Genomic DNA, 21,222 nt, shown 5'->3' with positions numbered 1-21,222 from the left:
TCGTATAAATGGAAACGAATTGGAAGCAACAAATCACGAACCTAGCAAAAACAGCTGATCATCGTACATTAGCTACTTGGGCCGCCAACTGCGCCGAGCATGTCCTGCCATATTTCGAGGACCGACATCCAAATGAGAAGCGTCCACGACTTGCGATAGAAGCTAGTCGCGCTTGGATTCGCGGCGAAATAACGGTTGGTCACGCGCGCGACGCCGCATTTGCAGCCCATGCCGCAGCCCGTGACGTCATAGCTGATAGAATTTCCTGCCACATCGCCCGAGCCACAGGTCATGCAGCTGCTACCGCCCACGTCCCGACACATGCCATCCACGCTGCCAATTACGCCGCAAAAGCAATCCCGACAGAACCATTTTGGCAATACGAAGAACTGAAACGTCTCCTCGCAGATTAATTATGCAACCTGCCCAACAAATTTTTTCATTCTTTGTGCAACCTGACATATCTCCATAAAGCGTTTTCATATATAATGAACTCAAAGCTAAAACAATTTGATGGGGGAGTAAATAAACATGGCACAACTATCACTCGAGCACATTTATAAAATATATGATAACAAAGTAACAGCGGTTGAGGATTTCAACTTGGAGATCGCGGACAAAGAATTCATCGTCTTCGTTGGACCATCTGGTTGCGGTAAATCGACGACACTTCGCATGATCGCAGGTTTGGAAGAAATCTCGAAAGGCGAACTAAGCATTGATGGCAAAGTGATGAACAATGTCGCGCCGAAAGACCGCGATATCGCGATGGTTTTCCAAAACTACGCACTATATCCACATATGACTGTATACGATAACATGGCATTCGGTCTAAAACTCCGCAAAATGCCAAAAGACGAAATCAAGAAACGCGTAGAGCACGCTGCCAATATCTTAGGCTTAACTGAGTACTTAAAACGTAAACCAAGCGCACTATCTGGTGGACAACGCCAACGTGTAGCTTTGGGCCGTGCTATCGTTCGTGACGCAAAAGTCTTCCTAATGGATGAGCCGTTGTCGAATCTCGATGCGAAACTACGTGTACAAATGCGTGCCGAAATCACGAAACTGCATTTACAATTAAACACAACGATGATTTACGTAACCCATGACCAAACCGAAGCGATGACAATGGCGACGCGTATCGTTATTATGAAAGACGGCGTTATCCAACAAGTCGGTTCACCAAAAGAAGTATACGATCACCCAGTAAACATGTTCGTTGCCGGTTTCATCGGAAGCCCAGCGATGAACTTCTTTAAAGGTAAACTAAGCGGTACACAATTTGTCGGTGATGATTTCACGATTGAAGTCCCTGAAGGTAAATTGAAAGTATTGCAAGATAAAGGATATGAAGGCAAGCCTGTCGTATTCGGTATTCGTCCGGAAGATATTCATGATGAGCCACTTGTAATCGAAGCTAGCCCAGGCTCAACTTTTGACGCAGAAATTATCGTTGCCGAGTTGACTGGTGCCGAATTTATGCTTCATTCTAAAGTTGGAACACACGAATTTGTGGCGCGCGTTGATTCACGCTCAAACCACGAACCGTTTGAGAAAATCAAATACGCGTTTGAAATGTCTAAATCGCATTTCTTCGATGTAGATAATGAACTTTCGATTGTGGAAGATGGTCGTGACTGAGCTTACATGAGAAAAAGGAGTAAGAAATCTGAAATGTGATTTCTTACTCCTTTTTGTTGATTTGATAGATACCTTTAGTTAGATACGTTAACTTTTTGTGATGCTACTTGTATTCCGTTTGCATCGAAGCCTGTAACAACTACATTTTGGCTTGCAGAAGTTACGTAACCTGCTGCGTAAAGAGAATAGTTTGAACCAGTTGGTCTTACTTGATTTCTCGCAACACCGTCAACATAAAGTTTCACAACGGCGATATTGCCTGTAAATGTTCCGTTAATTAGCTCGTCTGTACTAATTTTGAAGTTGCTTGCTGTAATGGAACCTGTGTCTTGCGTAATATTGACTTTTGTTTCTTTGATGACTTGTCCACTTTTATTTAGCGCTTTTACTACGACATTATCTGATGTACTCTTGATAAAATCATAAGCGTAAATGCGATATGTCCCTTGCGCACCACCATTATTAGCAGCGGTTGTCATACGATCTGAGCCATTAACGAATAACTTGATCTTATCGACATCTGTTGAATGTGTACCAGTTACATATTGACTATTTGGTGCGATTTTGTAGTTGTTTGCTGTTAGGTATGTTTCTACATCTTGCCCTTTTTTGACATTAACTGGAGTTTCTTTTATTACATTGCCACTAGCATCAAGACCCTTGACTACCACATTATCAGATACATTTTTGATATAATCGTACGCATATATTTTATATTGACCTTTTCCGTTATTGTTCCCCGCGGTGGTCATACGGTCTACTCCATTAACAAATACTTTGATTTTAGCTATATCTTCAGAATGACTACCTGTAATATACTGTTCTCCAATTGTATAGTCATTAGCCGTCAATTTAGTCTCGATATTTGGCTGAGATTTATTTGTTACATTAAGCGTTCCTGGCAACAATTCTCTTGTTTCACCATTACTATAGCTTACTTTCCCAGTATATTTTACTGGTGTTTCTACATTATCTGGGACTCTTGTAGGTAAGCTACTTACTTCAACTCTATCAATATTCCCAATAGATCCATTCGTTACATCTGTCTTGTCAAGATAATTAATAACACGCACAAATCTATTTTTTTCAAAAGTATTGAAATCTTCTTCTTTATTTACTACAATATCTCTTTCAAAAATGGATGCTCCAGGAAGCGTTGAGTTTATTCCAGGGATTTCTGGTTCATTATTGGATGCAATATTATATTTCTCATTTCGGTCCCATAAAGAGATATAACTATCCCAACTTTCAATAGCCTTGCTGTCGTAAGGGTTGATATACTCCATACCTGGCTTAATAATTGCTTGGCTAAGATTTTTCTTACCTTCTGCGCCAGCTATAAGGGCTGAACGATCAATGAAATGCGCCTTAATTTTAAATGTGCCATCTTTTGCTGGAGCAAGTTTACCGGAAGTAATCTCCTTGTTTGTTGATAAATCATCTGTATTCCCTTCATATTTAGAAAAATCCAGATGTAGTTTCCCCCACATTTCACCCTCACCAGTCCCAGAATGAAGCAAACCCGCAGCTGTTAGAGCAAAATACGTAGAACCGGGATCATACTTTTCCCACTCTTGAGTACTAACTTCGGATTTTCTAATAGATCTTAATGCCATAGAAAATTCATTTGCTTTTTTACCGTACTGTATCGTCTTCCTGTCCCATACAGTACCAACTTTACATTTTATAGGCAAAGGAATTCCCAACCACTTAATATTGTAGTAACCCTCTGTATCCGCATTTGATTTTTCCCAGTCAATAGTTCTGACAATCGACTTTGCATCAGTTCCTTCTGGTAGGGTGAAATTCACTCGAAGCCCGATATTTCCGTTTTCATAGTCTTCTATAAACTCTGGCCCATTTGGAATAAGCCAATTACTGCCGTTTAGTCTACCGCTAATTGGGATATTTATTTTTCCTGACGCTTCACCTTCATAGGCATTTTTTGCATTAGGTTTCTTATCAAAGCGTAACGTAAATTCTGTTTTTTTATTTTCAGGTTTTGCAATAGTAGAGATACTAGTAATAGATTTGTCATAGCCTTTTGCGTATGCTTGTTTCGTATTTTGTTCTAGTTTCTTCTCCGATATTTTCTTAATTGATTCTAATATTTGTTTTTCTTGCGATGTTTTCGCCATTCCCTCTAGCTTTTCCAATTCTTTCTCATAATTGGGCTGAATAGTTGGTGACTCGGTTGTTGCAGCTAAAACATTAAGTGAGCTTAGAGAACTAGATAGCACCACACTTAATCCTGCTAATATTTTCACTGTCTTGTTTACTTTTAAATTCATGACTCGCTCCTTTAATTCTATTTTTTATACTACCTCAGTTTTAATTTCTCCATCACCCCCTAAAAAGATTTCATTGATTGACTGATTAAATATCTACAAAATCGCTTTTATTTGGTTAGCCCCTCTAACTTCCAAATTAGTTTATGCTGTTTTACGTTCTTTTCATTCGTTACCGCACTTGGATTGTAGATTAGTTCATAGCTTGTTGCTGCTTTATCCGCGATATAATAGATTTCGCCTTTGACTGACTTTCCTGGTGCGATTATAGTGCCAAATTCGTTTAGTTCTCCATAAAACTGAAGCTCTTTCCCGCCTTTATTTTTCAGAAAAAATGGAGCAGAACTGATTCCCGTCTCTTGTTTGCTGTTGTTTTTCACGTTCACCGTTACTTTGACGAGTTGGTCTGTATTTGTGTTGATGCTATCGTCTTGTATTGCTCGGAAAGATTGGGGAGTAATCGCGATACCTCCCATGATTTTTTCTTTGTTGAGTTCTGATTTTGAGGTTTGTTTATTGTTTTCGTCTACTTTTTGGACTTGTTTACTTGTATCATTGCTGGAACTTGTTGTTTCGGCTTCTTCCCCTGTGCTGCAACCTGCTAAGCTTAGTGTTGTTGCTAATATCGATAGGGTTACGATTATTTTTTTCATTGTTATACTCCTCTCCAGAAACCGCCCACCTAAAACATGACTTGGCGGACGGCTTTATCTATTTTATTGAACTTCTACTGTGGTACGTTTTAGTTCAAAACCGGCTTTTGAGTAGCCAACTAATTCAACTTTTTTGCTATTTGCATTTACAAAACCTAAAGCATACATTGAAAATTCGCCATTGGTTGTATAAACATTATTTAGTGTCTCGCCGTCAACGATTAGCTTGATTTTATCAATGTCCTCAGAAACATTTCCTGTTAGTAAATCATCGCCTAATTTATATGGATTATGCGTTAATGCTGAGTTTTTTGAAGCATCGTCTAGCGTGATTGTGGCCTCTTTCAGAAGTACATCTTCGTCATTGTAGGCAATTACTTTTACTTTATCGGTCATTGCTTTCACGTAACCGTTCGTATAAATCTCAAATTGGCCGTCTTTTGGTGTTACTTGGTTGACGATTTTACCGTTGACTTCGAGTTTTAATTTCTTGACGTCATCACTTGCTGTTCCGGAAATTAACTCATCTTGTTTGACTACGAATGGGTTTGCTTCTAGAGTTGTTGGCGTTTTTACAATGTTTACAGGTGTTTCTTTGATTACTTGCCCATCTGCATTCAAGCCTTTAATGACAATTTTATCAGTGATTTTTGTGATGTATTGGCGGGCATAGATTTTATAGCTCCCTTCACCGTCATTGTTTGTTGCAGCTGTTTGGTAATCGTGACCGTTGACAAAAATTTTGACTTTCTTGATGTCGCGAGAATGCGCACCAGTGATATATTCATCGTGCGCGTCAAAATTGTAGTCATTGCCGGTTAGTGCTGTAACAATGGCTTCTACGTTTGCTGTGATGGGCTCGCTCATTTTGTTGTCGTAATTTTTTTGGTGGCCTGTGATTTCAACAGATACTTTGTCGGTTTTTTCAAGTGGTGTTGTTAGTGTGAATTCAAAATCGCTTTTTGATTTGGCTTCTTTTGTAGCAGTTTTTTCGTCATTGATATACAGGTCTATCGTGTAGGTACGTCCAAACTCTTCATCTTGTGCTGGAACTTGGCCTGTTACTTTTTTATCACCTTCAGTCAATTTGGAAATGGTTGGATTTTCGACTTTCCAATCTTCCCATCCTGTTTTATCGGCTACGATTTTTGTTGTTTCTTCGCTGGATTTGTCTTCTTCATTTGCTTCGTGGCCAATGACGATGGCTTTTACTTCGTCTTTGTAATCTAAGTCTTTATTCAACGCAATATTGTATTCTCCGCCGTCAAATGAGAATGCTTTTGTTCCAACTTGTTCGCCGTTGACTGTTACTTTGACTTCGTAGTTTCTGCCGTTGAATTTGTTTTGAGCTGGTACAAGACCGGAAATAATACGAGCGCCGGATGTTACATCATTTAGAATCGCCGATTTCACTTCCCATTTATCCCAATCTGCTTGTTCGTCTTTATTGTCTTTGACGATAGTTGAGGCAATTTGGCTGGTTTTGTCTTCTTTGTTTGCTTCATGACCGATGATGCAGGCTTCGACTTTATCGTTTTTTACTAGATTTGCACCGAAAATTGGGGCATTGTATACTCCTTTTTCGATGTCATCTTGCGTGTAAACTTCTTTATCATTTACTTTCACGACCAAGCTGTACGTTCGACCATTTTGATAGTTTTGCTCCGGGATGATGCCTGTAATCATTGTTTCTCCATCGTAAGCATCGGAAATTGTTGGTTCTACTATGTTCCAATCTTCCCATGATGTGCTATCTTCACCGACCGTATATTTGGTCTCTTTGGATTTGTTAATATCTATAATCGCGTTTTCATGAGCTTCTTTTTCATTCGCGATTACAGTAGCACCAACAACATCGCCATCTTTTAAATAGCTTCCAAAATCGTATTCCCATGTTCCATCTCCATTGATCTGTACATCATTTTTGTAATCCATACCATTTACTGTAAGCGAAATAGAGAAGTACGCGTCATGACGGTTAGCCATTTTTTGTGTTGCGCTGCCTTTGAATTTATGATTATCTGATGTTTCTAGTGTCGTTGGATCAACATGATTTTCTACCCAGCTGTTTTCAGGTATGCCGAACAAAATCGAATTTGCATCGCCCCACGACCAATTTGCTGCTAAATCATTTGGTTTACTAACCATATTAAATTTATAATTGGCTCTATTTTCTACAATACGGCCTGTATCCTTACTCCACTTTCCAAGGTCGATATACATGTTTACATTTTGGTATTGGGTTGCGGCTGCCACATATTTTGGTGTTAAAATAACTAATTCTTGCTTTTTCTCATCGTAGAACGCTTCGTCATAGCCTGAGATCAGACCAGTTTTCTTCTCAAATAGCTTTTTCATAGTAATCTGGCTATTTCCGATGCTGGCTATACTCAAACGGTCTACTGTTCCTGAAATATAATCTTTCCAGTTAGGTGTTGAAAAGAATGGCAGTGCAATTTCTGGATCGATTTTAATCGTTGTCTTTGTTTGAACGCCAATACCGAAAGCAATTAGCGCGTTTGATGCTGTTCTAACATTCACAACTCCGTTATCATTCTGTAAAGCCTCAAATTTATTAGAAAATCCTGTCCCACCACTGATGTATGGTGTCACAGCCTGTTTTTCGTTCACTTGCTCATTGCTGTCTTGCTTTTTACTTGGTTCAATAACTTGTGCTTGTTTACTCTGTATTTTCACCTCAGGAGCTGTTACTACCTCTTCTGCGTTTGCAATCGTTGGCAAAGTCATCATTGCTACTGCACTCATGGCAACAGCTTTTTTCAAAATTACGTTTTTCGATTGATTCATCTTTATCTCCTTTGAATTATAATTTATATTTTAATCAAATCTCCCCATGTGAGGTAATCGATATAAAATTCTTAAACGTTTTTCAGACCCAAATAGAAGTCTATACTATCCCTGATTTATAATCCCGCCAATTTATGCATGTAAATACGCATTAATTGGTCGTGAAATAATGCACGTATCACACTAGTGGTGCCAGACTTTTCTTCGCTAATTGCGATAAAACACAGTGAAAATATTTCGGATTGGCGTACATGTGATCTAAGTAGTAGTCTCGTTTTGCAGTAAATGTTGTGACATCCGTTAACGCGATAACCTCATAAGCCCCACCACTTATTTCTGTCACTTCTTCTGTTAAATTCTCGACGCCTAATAAATCATATTGCTCTAAAAAAGTCACCGTCTGCTCCCCGCCTTCATAGCACAAACGCATAACAGCCTGTCCTTGCGTGATGCAACCAACGCAGTCTTTATCCCAGCCGTTGCAATAAACGACATCGCCTTGTTTCCACTCCATCACCTTTGTATAAGCGCTTTTCAAATAATGATCTTCTGTCAAAAATCGGATTAATTCTTCCAACTTTTACACCTCATTTCTAGCAATTTTCCCAATAAACTTTTAGTCCTCTGTAAATGCTGTATTTCGGCTCAAATCCTAAGCGTTTTAATTTTTCAATGCCGGCTAGTGAAACTCGAATGTCCCCGCGTCGTGATTGTAAATGTGAGACTTCCATCGCTTTTCCCGTTACCACTTGATATTGACCAATTAAATCATTGAGTGAAGTCGGCTGACCCGTTCCAATGTTATATACCTCGCCGTTAGATTCCTCACGATTTGCAATTAATACCAACGCATCTACTACATCATTTACGAAAATAAAATCACGCGTTTGATTGCCATCTCCATAAATCTGAAAGGTGCTTTCTTTTATGAATGCCTTTGTTAAAAGTGAGATCACGCCGGAGTAAGGCGATTCTGGATTTTGCCGCATCCCATATACGTTGAAAAACCGAGCTGCACTTGTGTTTAATCCATATAACGTCTTGTATGCCAACACATACTGCTCTGACGCCAATTTGTCAATCGCATAAGGAGTTAGCGGCTTCACCGGCGATATTTCTGTTTTAGGCATCGTTTCTTCATCTCCAAAAACCGCAGCCGATGAGGCGAATACGAAACGCTTCACTTCTTGCGCTTGATTTTTAGCATGTTCCAACAACAAAACCGTCGCCATAAAATTTGTTTCAAACGTTTCATGGGGCCTTTCCACAGATTCAGCGACACTAGCAACCGCAGCCAAATGATAAATATAATCAAATTGATGTGTCTCAAAAATACGCGCGACTATTTTTTTATCTGTAATATCTCCTTCATAAATCGTAATATTCTCATATGGCGTTACGTTCTCCCTTCTCCCCGTAGATAAATTATCGATAATCACGACTTTATTTTCAGCAGCCAGTCGATTAGCTAAATGTGAGCCTATAAAGCCCAATCCTCCCGTTATTAAAACCGTTGTCATAGTTAAACCTCTTTCATTATTTTCTGTAATCAAAAGGACGATACTTGTACCGCAAGTCCTCCTGAGAATTCAATCGTTCCTTAATTTCATCTTTAAAATAAAGCACTACTCCAGACTTGTTCACCCGCTCAATTTTATTACGATTGACAAGCGAGTAAAAATTTTGTTTGGATATTTGTAACATGTCTACCGCTTCTTTCGTTGATACAAAATAATCATCAAGAAATTGTAGTTTTGCTTCCTTCGATATATTAGCCTTCATATCTCTTCCATCCTTTTATCTTTTGACAATTGTTTTTTTTCGAAAATTCGCAATGATATAGTATAAAATTTCGTCACGTCGAATGAACAATATCGCTACATAACTCCCAAGCCCAACAGCACATTGAATCACTAGTGTGTAAAATGATGATCCAGAATAAACGTGTGGAACCGCTAGAATACATGCCATCATCGCTAAACTATACAGTAAGTACGGCAACATCATTTTGATAATCTGCTTCAAACCTAACAAATCTCTAATAAAATACAGTTGAATCGACACAATAACTAAATTTCCGGCAAGAAAAGCTAGCGCCGTTCCTTCACTTGCCAACACTGTCACGATAAATAAGTTGAAGCCAAAACTCGCGACGGAACCAATAATTCCCGAATAAGCATACGCCCGGTTCTGACCGCGAATCACCATAATTTGCATCCCGAACAAATCACTCATCGCCGCTAAAAACAACGACAAAATGAGAATAACGATCACCGGTACCACGGGCATAAAAGCAGCGCCGAGAAAAACGTGGATAAGAGCAGTGGAAACAGCAGCCACACCTAGACAAACCGGCAGTATAGAGGCACAAATGTAGCGAAAGAAAAAGGCTATCATCTCCTTAAATCGCTCCATCTCACCCGTCTCATAAAAGTGAACGAGTCGCGGCATTAGCACAGCCGCCAGCGCTTGAACGAATAACAATCCAATCGTATACAGCTTATACGCCTGATTGTAATATCCAACCTCCACCTCACCTTGCACAGCACCAAGGACGACTCGATTCACGGATATATACACCATCGCCGAAACAGGTATAACTGCCAAAACGAGAATAGATTTGACATGTTTTTTCAAGTTTTCCCTGCGAATAGACAAGCCACCTAACTCACGAATCAAGAAAAACCAAATGTATACTTGCCCGAGTAGTAGTAAAAAACAGTTAGCAAACACATAAATCCAAAGGTCTTCTTCCGTTTTTACTAGTAAAAAAATACTTGTAATCGTGACTATCCGTATCAACACCGTTCGCGTCATGATTTTCTTGAGTTGCCCACGTGCGATGAAGTACCACGAAATATCAAATCCATACGCGATAATCATAAATCCATATAGATAAAAAACGACACTGCCTTTAAAAAACAACGTAACGAGCAATAAATACAAAATAAGCATGCCCCACATCGCCACAAACTGAATACCAAAAATACTGCCAAACTCTTCTTTCAGAGCTTTTTTATGTTCATTCTGGCTATCTGGTTTCGCACCAAATTCACTATCTACCATTGCAATAATTTTTTTACCATAGCTCGCAATTCCTAGCATGACAAACACTAAAAACATCTGTACAAAGGAATTGGCGTACGCGTCTTCCCCAATTTTTTCTGGCCCTAAAACTCGTACCACATACGGTGTTGTCATTAATGGCGTGATTACCATAAAAAATTGATATAGCATCATTAAGATATAGTTTACTTTCTGCTTACTCATCCTAACTTCCGCACCAATGACTCATTATAAAGCGCGATGATGCGTTTCGTTAGCTGCTCCCAATTTAGCTCAGCCTGTATCACATTCTTCCCATTTTCACCGTACAAAACGGCTTTTTCAGTGTCAGAAATCAGTTTTTCTAAACCTTGAGCCACCGCATCACTCGATTTTGGCGCAATCATCACGCCTGTAACCCTATGCCGCACAATATCAGGATTCCCACCAACCATTGTTGCCACAACCGGTTTCGCACAAGCCATTGCCTCCAAAACAGAGATGCTGCAACCTTCCTCTAAAGACGTTTGCAAGAAAATATCACCAGCATTTACAATCGGTAAAATATCGCTGTTCCTAATTCGGCCAAGAAAGTGAACTCTCGGACTTTTCCGTGTACTTTCACTGATTTTTTTCTCAAAATAGTTCAGCTCAGGACCGTCGCCTGCCAAGACAAAGCTTAGTTTTTCGTATTTTCGAAGTAGGTCTGGAATCGCGTCAATCAAATAGCCCATCCCTTTCTCCTCAGACATCCGATTGGTCGTCACAACCACTGTATGATCGTCCGGAACGCCAAGCTCTAGCCTCATTTTCGCGCCAAGCTGCCGATCTGGGTAAAAACTCGCCGGATCAACACCGTTCGGAATTCGCGTCACGCCATCATCCGGAAAAACAGCACGACTCATCTCCTCAATCTCATAACTTGGCGCAATAATATGATCAGTAAATGGAATCATCCGTTGTAACTTCGCAAACTGACCAGCTCGATACATCTCCCGAAACCAAACGAAATGATTCGTATGCACAATCACACCTTGCGGAAATTGGATACCCCGCATCACTTTTGAATCCTTATTCAGCGTGTGCCAATGAATAACATCAATCGTCTTGCGCGCTATTAACTCCTTGATAATCTTCCGTGTTCGCACCACGTACTCCAAATCCTGCAACTTTTTAACTGGCGCAAAAGGAACTCGAATCACCCGCAAGCCGTCCAACATTTCCTCTCTAATTTTCCAGCCGAAACCGTCATATTTTGTAAGTACGGTTACCTCGTGCCCCTCCTGCAAAAGTTGCTTGCTAACCTCATACACATACGCCGCAACGCCTCCAATATTCGGTAAAAAATCACTCGATAACATTAAAATTCGCCGTTTTGTCATTAAATCGATCCTTTCCCCGCGATAACTAACCATACCGTTTTGAAAAAAATAATGATGTCTAACATCGCGGTCTGTTTCTCAATATATTCTAAATCCAGACGAATTTTTTCCCCGTTATTAATATCGCTCCTACCGTTAATCTGAGCCCAACCGGTAATGCCAGGCTTCACCATCAATCGCTGTTTCTGCTTTTCCGAGTAGCAAGACGTAATTGGCACAATCTCTGGACGCGGTCCAATAAGCGACATATTGCCAAACAGCACGTTCACAAATTGTGGCAACTCATCAATACTAAACTTCCGGATAAAACTCCCAACCTTCGTCACACGCGCATCCTGCTCCCCTGTATCTTTAAAAATAAACGTATCCGGAACGCCATTATCCCATGTGTACGCACTATCCGAACTACTCGCAACCCGCTCCGTCATCGATCTAAATTTATAAATCACAAACGGCGTATCATTTTCCCCACTACGTTCCTGTTTAAAAATAACCGTTCCACCGTCCTCCAACTTAATCGCAATAGCCACAATCAGAAAAACTGGCGAGAGGAGCACGATTGCAATCAACGCCCCCATAATATCCATCATCCGTTTACTGCTACAATAACCAGTCCTGACTATCTTACTTATCAGCATAATCATCTACGCCTCCTTTACTTCAATAGTTCCAGCTGCCCGATCTGCCTTTCGGGACGTCCCACCGACACGTAATGCACATCATTCATTTCCGCTATATCAAAGCAATTCCTGCCATCATACACATGAGCCCGACGCATTTTTTCACTAAAATCCTGCGACGTCAAAGCCACAATTTCCTGCCATTCCGTAAAAATAAAGCACATTTCCGCATCCGTAATACCCGCTAATGCCGATTTCGCATACGTCACACGATCCCCCAACACACGACGCGCATTTTCCATCCCAACTGGGTCATAAACCGTCACATTGGCGCCAGCCTTCACCAGCTCCAACACATTCCAAATCCCTGGCGACTCCCGCAAATCATCCGTATTCGGCTTAAACGTCAACCCCAACACAGCAACTTTCCTACCCGCAAAACTCCCAAAATCCGCCTCTGCCCGATGCAATAATTTATAAATTTGAGCCTGATTCACATCAATCGCCGCTTTGACAGTACGCATTTTATAACCCGCATCTTCCGCGAGACGATACAGCGCCTTCGTGTCTTTCGGAAAACAAGAGCCACCATAACCAACACCAGCATTCAAAAACGCCTTGCCAATACGCGGGTCAAGTCCCATACCGCTCGTGACGCCATCAATGTTCGCGCCCAACACTTCACATAGATTCGCAATGTCATTAATAAACGAAATCTTCAACGCCAGAAAATCGTTCGACGCATACTTTATCATTTCCGCACTAACCAAATCCGTCACGACAAACGGCTGATGGAAGCCAGCGTAGACTTCACGCATCCGCTTTTCCGCCTGCAAAGTCTCGACACCAAGCACAATCCGCGAACCTTCAAGCGTATCCTTAACTGCCGTCCCCTGCGATAAAAATTCTGGCGCCGAGACGATTTCTAACTGCTCTTCTGCATTTCGACGCGCGTTGATATAATCAATCAACTGCCGATTCGTCCCCACCGGAACCGTCGACTTCATCACAATCAGTGTATTTTCGCGCGCATAGTTCGCAATATCATCTGCCACCTCGTAAATAAATTTCAAACTCGCCGATCCATCCAATTCCTCAGGTGTCCCAACACAAATAAAAATGATATCCGCTTGCGCATAAGCCGCCCTCATATCTGTCGTAAAATGCAGCGTTCCTTTCTCCAGATTCTGCTGTATCATCTCCTCTAATCCCGGCTCATAAATCGGTGAAATTCCTTCTTCTAATTGAGCGATTTTCATCTCACTAATATCCGCACATATAACATGCTTCCCAGTCTGCGCCAGGCTCACCCCCGTCACAAGTCCGACATAGCCGACACCCGCCATTACAATCTTCTCCATCATTTCACACCCCTAAAAAATTCTCTTTTTGACCGCATTTGCCATGTAGCCAACCATGCAATACGAAGCGCGCCAAGCTGGTAACCCTACTTCTTCACGATACATTCGCCAATTCGCGCGTACCATTTTCCATTTGTTGCTCGATAATGACCCCGAAACAACACGATAATAAGCCAATACATTCGGTATCCCATACGCCACATGACCTTTTTTCAAAATACCTAACCACGTCGCTGTATCCTGCCTCGACCGGAGTTTTGGCATCCTAACTTCACCAACAATATTCCGATCCAACATCACAGTGAGGCAACCAATAATCGTGTTCCGAAGCAATTTTTGATATGTCATCGTTTCTGGAACTCGGATAATTTTTTTCAAATCGCCCCGCTCATCCACACTTTGATACGCCGTAAAAGTAAAACCTACATCCAGCTTTCTCATATACTCCAACTGTTTTTGTAACTTATTCGTCGCCCAAAAATCATCGCTATCCAAAAAAGCAATGTATCGCCCACTGGCCATCGCCATGCCCTTATTCCTAGCCATAGCAGCACCTTCATTTCCAGCCGATTCTAGCGCCACAATCCGCTTATCTCGCCTCACGTACTCCACCACAATCTGCCGACTCGCATCCGTTGAACCGTCATCGACAACAATAAGTTCCCAATTCTGATACGTCTGCGCCATCACGCTTTCCATCGCTTCTTGAATATGCGTTTCACCGTTATAACAAGGCATAATCACACTAACTCGGCCATCTATCCACCGCTTTTCGCCCACGAACGGACCTCCTTCCTAACTCTTTTAACATATTTTTCGTACGCTCCGCTTGCCCTTTCTTGTTCACGTGGTAAACAGAGTTATAGAAATATTCCGAATCATACATATACAAACTAGTACTTCCCAACACATGAAAATGCTGCGTTAAAAACGACTCCAATTCCCCAAAAAACGGCTCCATCTCATACATTTCAAAATACACCGTATCCGGATACGTGAGGTAAAACTCAATCTGATGCCGTTCACAATAATTTTTTAAAGCTAGCAAATTAGCTGTCACCGCATTCTCCTCAAATTCCGCAAACTGCAGTGGTATTTTTTTATGCTTTGGCAATTCGCAACCATGAATATTTCGATAAAAACCCGATGGACTCATATCAAACGACTTCTCCTCAAAACGCAAATTCAACACAAAATTTTTCATCAAATAATACGCACGCTCTTTCCAAGTAAAGCGATACAACTGACCCCGATCATACATCCGAAAATACTCATACGCAAAAACATCATACAACGGTCGATCGTACAACCCGTATGCCAACGATAGCACCAACGTATCACCACTTTTCAAACACAATTTCGCTTGATCGATAATAAAACCCGCGCCAAACCCAATATTAGAGCCCAAATTAACCGTGGGAACACCTAGATGCTCACTCAAACAATCCGTATCAAAACTATACAAAACCTCACTACCACCAGCAATCACAATCTTATTTTCAGCAATCCCATCCGCATACTCCTGCTTTTTCTCCAGCATCTGCTGCAAAATCTCAATTCGTCGCGATTTGTAGAACCAGCTATACAGCCCAATTGCTCCAAAACCAGCCAGCACAATCCCGACAACCCCGATTAAAAACCCCATTCACCATCTCTCCTCCAAAAAGCCTGATTACTAACAATCGCCAGCGCAATCCCTAACGAAATCCACAAAAACCGAATCTCAATAATCGTACTAATCCCAACCGACGCACTTAAAAATTCAGCCATAATTAACACTGGAACGACTGCAAAAAAGCCGTATTTCATATGCACGAAAAGATATTTCAAACTCAAAATCAACACCATCACAATCACCGCGAATAAAAAGAATGACCACAGTCCAATATTCCCGACTGTTTCTAGAATAAAATTATGCGGTGCCCGATACGCGTTATCCATCGTCCCATGGCCCATAATCGAATTATTCAACTCAATCGGAACATTCCCAACGCCAACACCTAAAAAATGCGACTCATTAATAATTTGCAACGTTTTTTGGTACATCATCAATCGCTCATTCGTCGATCCACCTTTTTCCGTAAAAGCCGAAACCACATCTGTGAATAAGCTACTATTCTCGGCCCCTAGGTGCAACACGTTCACAGACACAATTGCCAGCAACCCAATGACCGAAGCAATCACACCCCACACTCTAAACCAAAGAATTAACAGCACGACCACCTCGATAATCCAAATCACCATCGAAACCCGCGAATACGTATTGATAACTAAAAAACCACTCAAACCAACAACCGCAACAATCAATACATACTTCACATGCCACTTCCACGTATTAATGCCCCACACAACCAATGGCAAAAACATCACCAAAAACGCGCCAAAATCATTATAATTATATTGCAATCCCGCCGGCCGATATTTATGCCGTTCCTGCGTATACTCCAACACATTTCCCGAAAGACTCATATGCCACCCCGTCAAAACCTCAATCAAGCCAATAACGAGACAAAAACCATATACCGCACTAATAAAATACGTAAGCAGCGCCAAATCCTTTTTCGAACGCACATGATAAAGCGTAATTAAAATCAAATACCCCGCCTCAAAAACAAAATACAGATAACGAAACGTCGCACTGATATAATTCGCCCAAAGCATCGATGCCACATTTCCAAACAACCAACACATAATCAGAATCACAATCACTTTTTCCATTTTGCTATAACCTAATCGATTCCGCGACAACTTCCACAGAAACAACGGAACATGTAATAACAACAAAACCCGAAAAAGAAAAATACTATTATTCCCCGGCAACCCTAAATAGGAACCAAAAAATGAAGTCACAACAATCCCAATCCAAAGCGCATATTCTATCTTATTAAAATCAAGCATGAATACGAGTACAAGTAGCAAAACACAAATCGCCATGATAATGCCGATACCACTTAATAGACTTGCCACAACGCCAAAACAAAGCAACAACATGCAAATAATTAATTTCCAACTTTCCTTCATTACAACCATTCCACGCGCTTCTCTCCTAATAATAACTGTACGTCGCCATCTCTCTTTTGCTAAGTTTCTTGTCGTTGTATATCGCACCTAAAAACTTGTCTTGCTTCGCCTCAATCAAATCAATCGCTCGACAAATATCTGCTTTTTTAGTGTAAGCCGCTTTAATTACTAAAATCACACCATCACTTGCCGCACCAATCGTTCGCGAATCAGATATTAATAAAATCGGTGGTGTATCAAACAAGATAAGATCATACTCTTCACGAACACACGCTATAAAAGTTTGAAAATGTTCGGAGTTCAATAATTTTGTTGGCGCTGGTGGTAACGGTCCAACCGGCAAAAAGTAAAGGTTCTCCAGCCCTGTTTCCTGTACAGCCTCCTGGTAATCAACCACACCTGTTAAAACCGAACTAAATCCTGGTTGATTCACTTGCTGAAACGACTTACTCAATCGCGGGTTATGCATGTCCGCATCAATGATCAACACCCGCTTCCCTTGCATTGCATAAACAGCTGCCAAGTTCATTGATGTAAATGTTTTCCCTTCACCTTTATGCGCCGAAGTCACTGTAATAATCTGTGCCTTATTATTAGAAAACTGAATACTAGACTGAATCGAGTTTAACTTTTCAAAAAAAACCGACCTTACTTCTGTGACAGGCAACTTATCCCACATCAACTTATCTTCATGACTCTTTTTCAAAGTACTCAATCTCTACTCCTCCTTTTTCGAACATGCGGCACATCTCCAAGAACCACCACGCCCATGTCAGTTAACTGCTCCTCCTTCGTAACTATCGTATCAAGCAAAATAGCGATAATTAGAAAACTAATGCTTAATATAATTCCAATGATGAAAGTAATAATGTACTTACTCACATTCGAAATCGCCGTCCCATACTCGCCTGAGGTAATGATTGTTACCTTCGTACCTTTCACCAACGCTTTTAATTCCTTCGACGCATATTTCGCGATGGCATTCACAACAAGCGCACTTTCTTCAGGATTTTCCGACTTATAACTTATGCTGTAAACGAGCGATTTCTCATCCACATTCACGGCTGTTTTTCTCTGTATCTCCTCAAAACTCTCTACTGCTTTCGTTTCCTTCACTACATTTTTCAGTACTTTCGGACTTTGAATCAACTTCGCATACGTATCTGTCAGTCCCTGCGTCATCAATAGCGACTCATACGTTTGCGATGCCACCCCGTCCGCATTTACTGTGACAAATAACTGTACATTCGATGTATACTGCTTCGGTATAAAATAAGAATACAAAATGAAAACCGTCGCTAGTAAAACAATTGGAAATGCAGTAATCCAAATAATGTTCTTTTTAGCCACACTCCAAATATCTTTAAAACTTAATGTATGCATCTATAAGCACCTTTCCTCATTTATTTTTCCCATCTTTTGATACAATTCAAGTAACTTTTTCTCCTCATGACTCCAGTTGTAAAAATTTTCAAAATAATAACGACCACTACTTCCCATTCTCGCAATAAGCTCCGGTCTATCTAATAATCGCATCACAGCCCCACCCAACTCTTCAATATTCAAAGGATTCACGCAAACGCCAGCTTCTGTACCATCGATTAACTCCTTCCAATCGGGAAAATCAGAAGCAACAATAGCCATATTGGCAGCCATATACTCATATAACTTCGTTGCGAGTGAATTCAAGTAATTAGGAAGCGGATGAAGCAAGCATAAACCAATATCCGCTGAATAAAGTTCTTCCCACATTACATCATATGGAATGGTTCCCTTCCAGAAAACTTGCTCCTGTAAATCATTTTCACGTATAAAATTAGTCATTTGATCCACTAATTCAGGAGCCATTGTACCGATTAAAACAAGTTCAAAGTCTGTACCCCAATGTTGTTTAATATATTTTGCTAGCTGTAACATTTCCATCAAGCCACGAGCTTTTGTGATATCTCCAATGTAAACTAATTTTTTTACACTTCCACTTTTCACCTCAAAAGGCGGTTGATATGTCGGAAAATTATATGTATCAATCTTGGGGCAATTAAGAAAATCATAATCTACTTTGTACGAACGTTCTGCAAATATGACGGCATCCATTCGTATCAACAGCCTACGCTCAAGTTGTCGAATCATTTTAGAGAGCGGCATTCTCATTCCCCGCCAAATCCATGGTTTCGATTGGATAGCTTTAGGGAAATTTTCATACATATCGTATATAAAAATAGCATCCTTTTTTCGCGCCCTCACTAACAACGCGACTAAAAGTAGTTCCGGATCATTAAAGTGAAAATAACCTGCTTTCGAGTTTATAGCAGCTTGGTAAATTTTCCACCAATTTAACGGTCTGAAATAACGTTTTCTCTTCGGCAAAATCCGTAATTGCACGTTGGTAAGTTCGCTAGTAATATTTCTACCTTGCTCAATTGCCATAAGCTCAACCTTGTAACCATCCTGCGCTAAAGACCTCGCTGTTTTATGATACAACCTAGTCCCGTTCCAACTATGAACACTGCTGCATAAAAATACCGTATCTTCATTCATCTTTTACACACTCGAATTCTATAGATTTTTTGTAACCAAAATCACTTTCGCGATTTCATAACTTGCATAAATTAGTTTAATATAGTCCACAATTTTAATCTGTTCAAAAATCACACGTGAAAATGCATTTTTTGACAAGATACACCTTTAACATTTGAAAACAAGCTATCTAAAAGCTTTTATAAGTCTATACATATTTCAAATTAGCATCCTAACCCTGTATTTTTCGAAAAACATATAGTAATATACTATACGTTCTGCACGTGCAAACAGTTTCAAAATCACTACAGATTTATTCCAATTGATTATAGCTATCAGAAAAAGGAGGAAACTTATTATGAAAAACTGCCTATCCAAGCAACACCTGCGTCATCTTAAAATCATCAACTTGCTATACGATAATAAAAACATGACGCTCGATAAAATAAGCTTTACACTGGGATTTAACAGCCGCACCCTACGAAAGGACATAGAGCAAATAAACGATTATGCAGCCCCCATCGAGATTTTATCGTCCAAAAATGGTTTTTACACATATATTCCGATGAATTATAATATCAATTATTTATACGCCGCTATTTTGCATGATAGTACAGAATTTTCGTTAATCGAAGAAATTTTCTTTAATGAAAACCATTCCATTGACTCACTCTCTGAAAAATTATTCATCAGTAGCTCCACGCTCCGCAGAACAATCTCTTATCTCAACAAAACATTGAAGAAAAAGAAAATAAAAATAAGCTCGCAACCACTGTTATTAACGGGGGACGAGTCTGAAATTTGCAATCTCATCATTCACGTCATGGAAGAGAAATACGGCATTTCCAACATTCCTTTTCCCAAAATCCAAATCGGTGCACTTGATAAAATCCTTACTTGGGTCGCTAAAGGGAATGGGCAGCAAATGGATTTTTGCGAATTAAATCGGCTCCGGCTTTGGATCATGATTATCCTTACACGCGTCAGAAATGGACACATCCAATCGAAAGACGCCAAATTCCCAGAGGGAGTAGATACGTCTCTCCTAAAAAACAAAGTACTGACTGGTCTTTTCAAATCAGTATTTAAAATCGAGTTAACAGAACCCGTCGCTTACAGTCTATTCGGCGTATTCATCCATACAAAATTCGCGTTCAACTATGAGCATCTAGAAGAATTAATTGCTAGTGATAATGCTGTAAAAATTTCAGTAGAAAAAAATCAACAACTACTTGATACCTTATCCAACAAACTAGAAATTCCCATCGAAAATAAAGAGCATATCCTCATCAATATTTATAATACTGCCGTACTCTCAAGCAATTTGAGCAGTGAAAACTATATTCTCTACAATTCGCACCAAGCTTTAGTACATCGAATTACAAACCAACATCCTTACTTTACAGACATACTAAACGAAACACTCAAAAAAATCTTTGGGTCCTCAGGGTACAATAAAAATCGGCGGGACACACTTACTTATATGCTGCTAACACATTGGCGCAATCTCGCTATCCATCTGCAGCAAGGGACGCCTACTGTCAACGTTTTCATACTTTTAGATACAGATATCGAGCATATGGAACTCATTAAGGATGAACTCTACGTCCAATTCGATAATAAATTTAACATCTCCATCACAGAAGAGTTCACCCTATCCGCCTTCAAGAAAAAAGCTTCCATGTACGATATCGTCGTCACCAATATTCCCGGCCTCTCTTTCAAAAATGATGCAATGGTCGTCTGCATTTCCATGTTTCCGACACCCCTAGATATTAAAAATTTACAAAATTGCTATGAAAAACTGACAAGCGCATCAGAGAACTAGATCAAAAAAGAGAAACTATCCATCTATGCCAGTAAAGCATTGGTATCGATGGATA

General features: G+C 40.2%; 19 protein-coding genes. 3 read left to right on the top strand and 16 right to left on the bottom strand.

What is annotated here, in order from left to right; all coding sequences use genetic code 11:
• Nucleotides 1-8 precede the first annotated feature (8 nt).
• Both EP58_RS10385 and EP58_RS10380 read left to right on the top strand, forming a co-directional pair.
• Nucleotides 9-413 (top strand): putative immunity protein, encoded by a 405-nt coding sequence (locus EP58_RS10385; RefSeq protein WP_036093143.1) that lies wholly within the window; start codon nt 9-11, stop codon nt 411-413.
• A gap of 118 nt (nt 414-531) precedes the next feature.
• Nucleotides 532-1,644 carry an ABC transporter ATP-binding protein gene (locus EP58_RS10380; RefSeq protein WP_036093141.1) on the top strand — a complete coding sequence of 371 codons (1,113 nt, stop codon included), beginning with the start codon at nt 532-534 and terminating at the stop codon, nt 1,642-1,644.
• Nucleotides 1,645-1,718: 74 nt separating this feature from the next.
• On the opposite strand, the gene EP58_RS10375 is transcribed toward EP58_RS10380, so the two are convergent.
• The 16 genes from EP58_RS10375 to EP58_RS10300 form a co-directional block, all read right to left on the bottom strand.
• Complete coding sequence (locus tag EP58_RS10375; protein ID WP_036093140.1) at nt 1,719-3,935, bottom strand: immunoglobulin-like domain-containing protein; 2,217 nt, start codon at nt 3,933-3,935, stop codon at nt 1,719-1,721.
• Nucleotides 3,936-4,042: 107 nt separating this feature from the next.
• Nucleotides 4,043-4,585, bottom strand: a complete 543-nt coding sequence (locus tag EP58_RS10370; RefSeq protein ID WP_036093138.1) for a DUF4352 domain-containing protein — start codon at nt 4,583-4,585, stop codon at nt 4,043-4,045.
• A gap of 63 nt (nt 4,586-4,648) precedes the next feature.
• Nucleotides 4,649-7,393: an immunoglobulin-like domain-containing protein gene (locus tag EP58_RS10365; RefSeq protein WP_036093136.1), complete on the bottom strand. Its 2,745-nt coding sequence runs from the start codon at nt 7,391-7,393 to the stop codon at nt 4,649-4,651.
• 178 nt (nt 7,394-7,571) lie between these two features.
• Nucleotides 7,572-7,970, bottom strand: coding sequence for a cyclic nucleotide-binding domain-containing protein (locus tag EP58_RS10360; RefSeq protein ID WP_036093134.1), 399 nt, complete (start codon nt 7,968-7,970; stop codon nt 7,572-7,574).
• Nucleotides 7,971-7,986: 16 nt separating this feature from the next.
• Nucleotides 7,987-8,913, bottom strand: a complete 927-nt coding sequence (locus EP58_RS10355; RefSeq protein ID WP_036093133.1) for an NAD-dependent epimerase/dehydratase family protein — start codon at nt 8,911-8,913, stop codon at nt 7,987-7,989.
• A 16-nt stretch (nt 8,914-8,929) separates the two neighbouring features.
• Complete coding sequence (locus EP58_RS10350; protein WP_036093132.1) at nt 8,930-9,175, bottom strand: helix-turn-helix domain-containing protein; 246 nt, start codon at nt 9,173-9,175, stop codon at nt 8,930-8,932.
• A 15-nt stretch (nt 9,176-9,190) separates the two neighbouring features.
• The gene (locus EP58_RS10345; RefSeq protein WP_036093131.1) at nt 9,191-10,663 is read right to left on the bottom strand and encodes an oligosaccharide flippase family protein; all 1,473 of its coding nucleotides are present in this window, start codon (nt 10,661-10,663) and stop codon (nt 9,191-9,193) included.
• Nucleotides 10,660-11,820: a glycosyltransferase family 4 protein gene (locus EP58_RS10340; RefSeq protein WP_036093130.1), complete on the bottom strand. Its 1,161-nt coding sequence runs from the start codon at nt 11,818-11,820 to the stop codon at nt 10,660-10,662. The genes EP58_RS10345 and EP58_RS10340 overlap by 4 nt, the downstream gene beginning before the upstream one ends.
• The gene (locus EP58_RS10335; protein ID WP_052171436.1) at nt 11,820-12,464 is read right to left on the bottom strand and encodes a sugar transferase; all 645 of its coding nucleotides are present in this window, start codon (nt 12,462-12,464) and stop codon (nt 11,820-11,822) included. Before EP58_RS10335 ends, EP58_RS10340 begins: the two co-directional genes overlap by 1 nt.
• A gap of 11 nt (nt 12,465-12,475) precedes the next feature.
• The gene (locus EP58_RS10330; protein WP_308738476.1) at nt 12,476-13,804 is read right to left on the bottom strand and encodes a UDP-glucose dehydrogenase family protein; all 1,329 of its coding nucleotides are present in this window, start codon (nt 13,802-13,804) and stop codon (nt 12,476-12,478) included.
• A 9-nt stretch (nt 13,805-13,813) separates the two neighbouring features.
• A complete protein-coding gene (locus tag EP58_RS10325) occupies nt 13,814-14,581 on the bottom strand; it encodes a glycosyltransferase family 2 protein (RefSeq protein WP_241481011.1) in 768 nt (255 codons plus the stop codon).
• Nucleotides 14,547-15,446 carry a hypothetical protein gene (locus tag EP58_RS10320; RefSeq protein ID WP_052171435.1) on the bottom strand — a complete coding sequence of 300 codons (900 nt, stop codon included), beginning with the start codon at nt 15,444-15,446 and terminating at the stop codon, nt 14,547-14,549. The genes EP58_RS10325 and EP58_RS10320 overlap by 35 nt, the downstream gene beginning before the upstream one ends.
• Nucleotides 15,434-16,831 carry an O-antigen ligase family protein gene (locus EP58_RS10315; RefSeq protein ID WP_036093127.1) on the bottom strand — a complete coding sequence of 466 codons (1,398 nt, stop codon included), beginning with the start codon at nt 16,829-16,831 and terminating at the stop codon, nt 15,434-15,436. The genes EP58_RS10320 and EP58_RS10315 overlap by 13 nt, the downstream gene beginning before the upstream one ends.
• Nucleotides 16,832-16,847: 16 nt before the next feature.
• Nucleotides 16,848-17,537 carry a tyrosine-protein kinase family protein gene (locus EP58_RS10310; RefSeq protein ID WP_052171434.1) on the bottom strand — a complete coding sequence of 230 codons (690 nt, stop codon included), beginning with the start codon at nt 17,535-17,537 and terminating at the stop codon, nt 16,848-16,850.
• On the bottom strand, nt 17,534-18,205 hold the full coding sequence (locus tag EP58_RS10305; RefSeq protein WP_036093125.1) for a YveK family protein: 672 nt from the start codon (nt 18,203-18,205) through the stop codon (nt 17,534-17,536). Before EP58_RS10305 ends, EP58_RS10310 begins: the two co-directional genes overlap by 4 nt.
• Entirely contained in the window at nt 18,206-19,360 is a 1,155-nt protein-coding gene (locus tag EP58_RS10300; RefSeq protein ID WP_036093123.1) for a glycosyltransferase, read from the bottom strand.
• 337 nt (nt 19,361-19,697) lie between these two features.
• Between EP58_RS10300 and EP58_RS10295 the strand changes: the two genes are divergently transcribed.
• Complete coding sequence (locus EP58_RS10295) at nt 19,698-21,167, top strand: AcpB/EbpR/MafR family transcriptional regulator (protein ID WP_036093122.1); 1,470 nt, start codon at nt 19,698-19,700, stop codon at nt 21,165-21,167.
• The last annotated feature ends 55 nt before the right edge of the window (nt 21,168-21,222 follow it).

Source organism: Paenilisteria newyorkensis (assembly GCF_000766145.1).
In the GTDB taxonomy this organism is placed as follows: Bacteria; Bacillota; Bacilli; order Lactobacillales; family Listeriaceae; genus Listeria_A; species Listeria_A newyorkensis.
The sequence above is the reverse complement of the archived record's forward strand: the minus strand, read 5'-3'. Positions and strand labels throughout refer to the sequence as shown.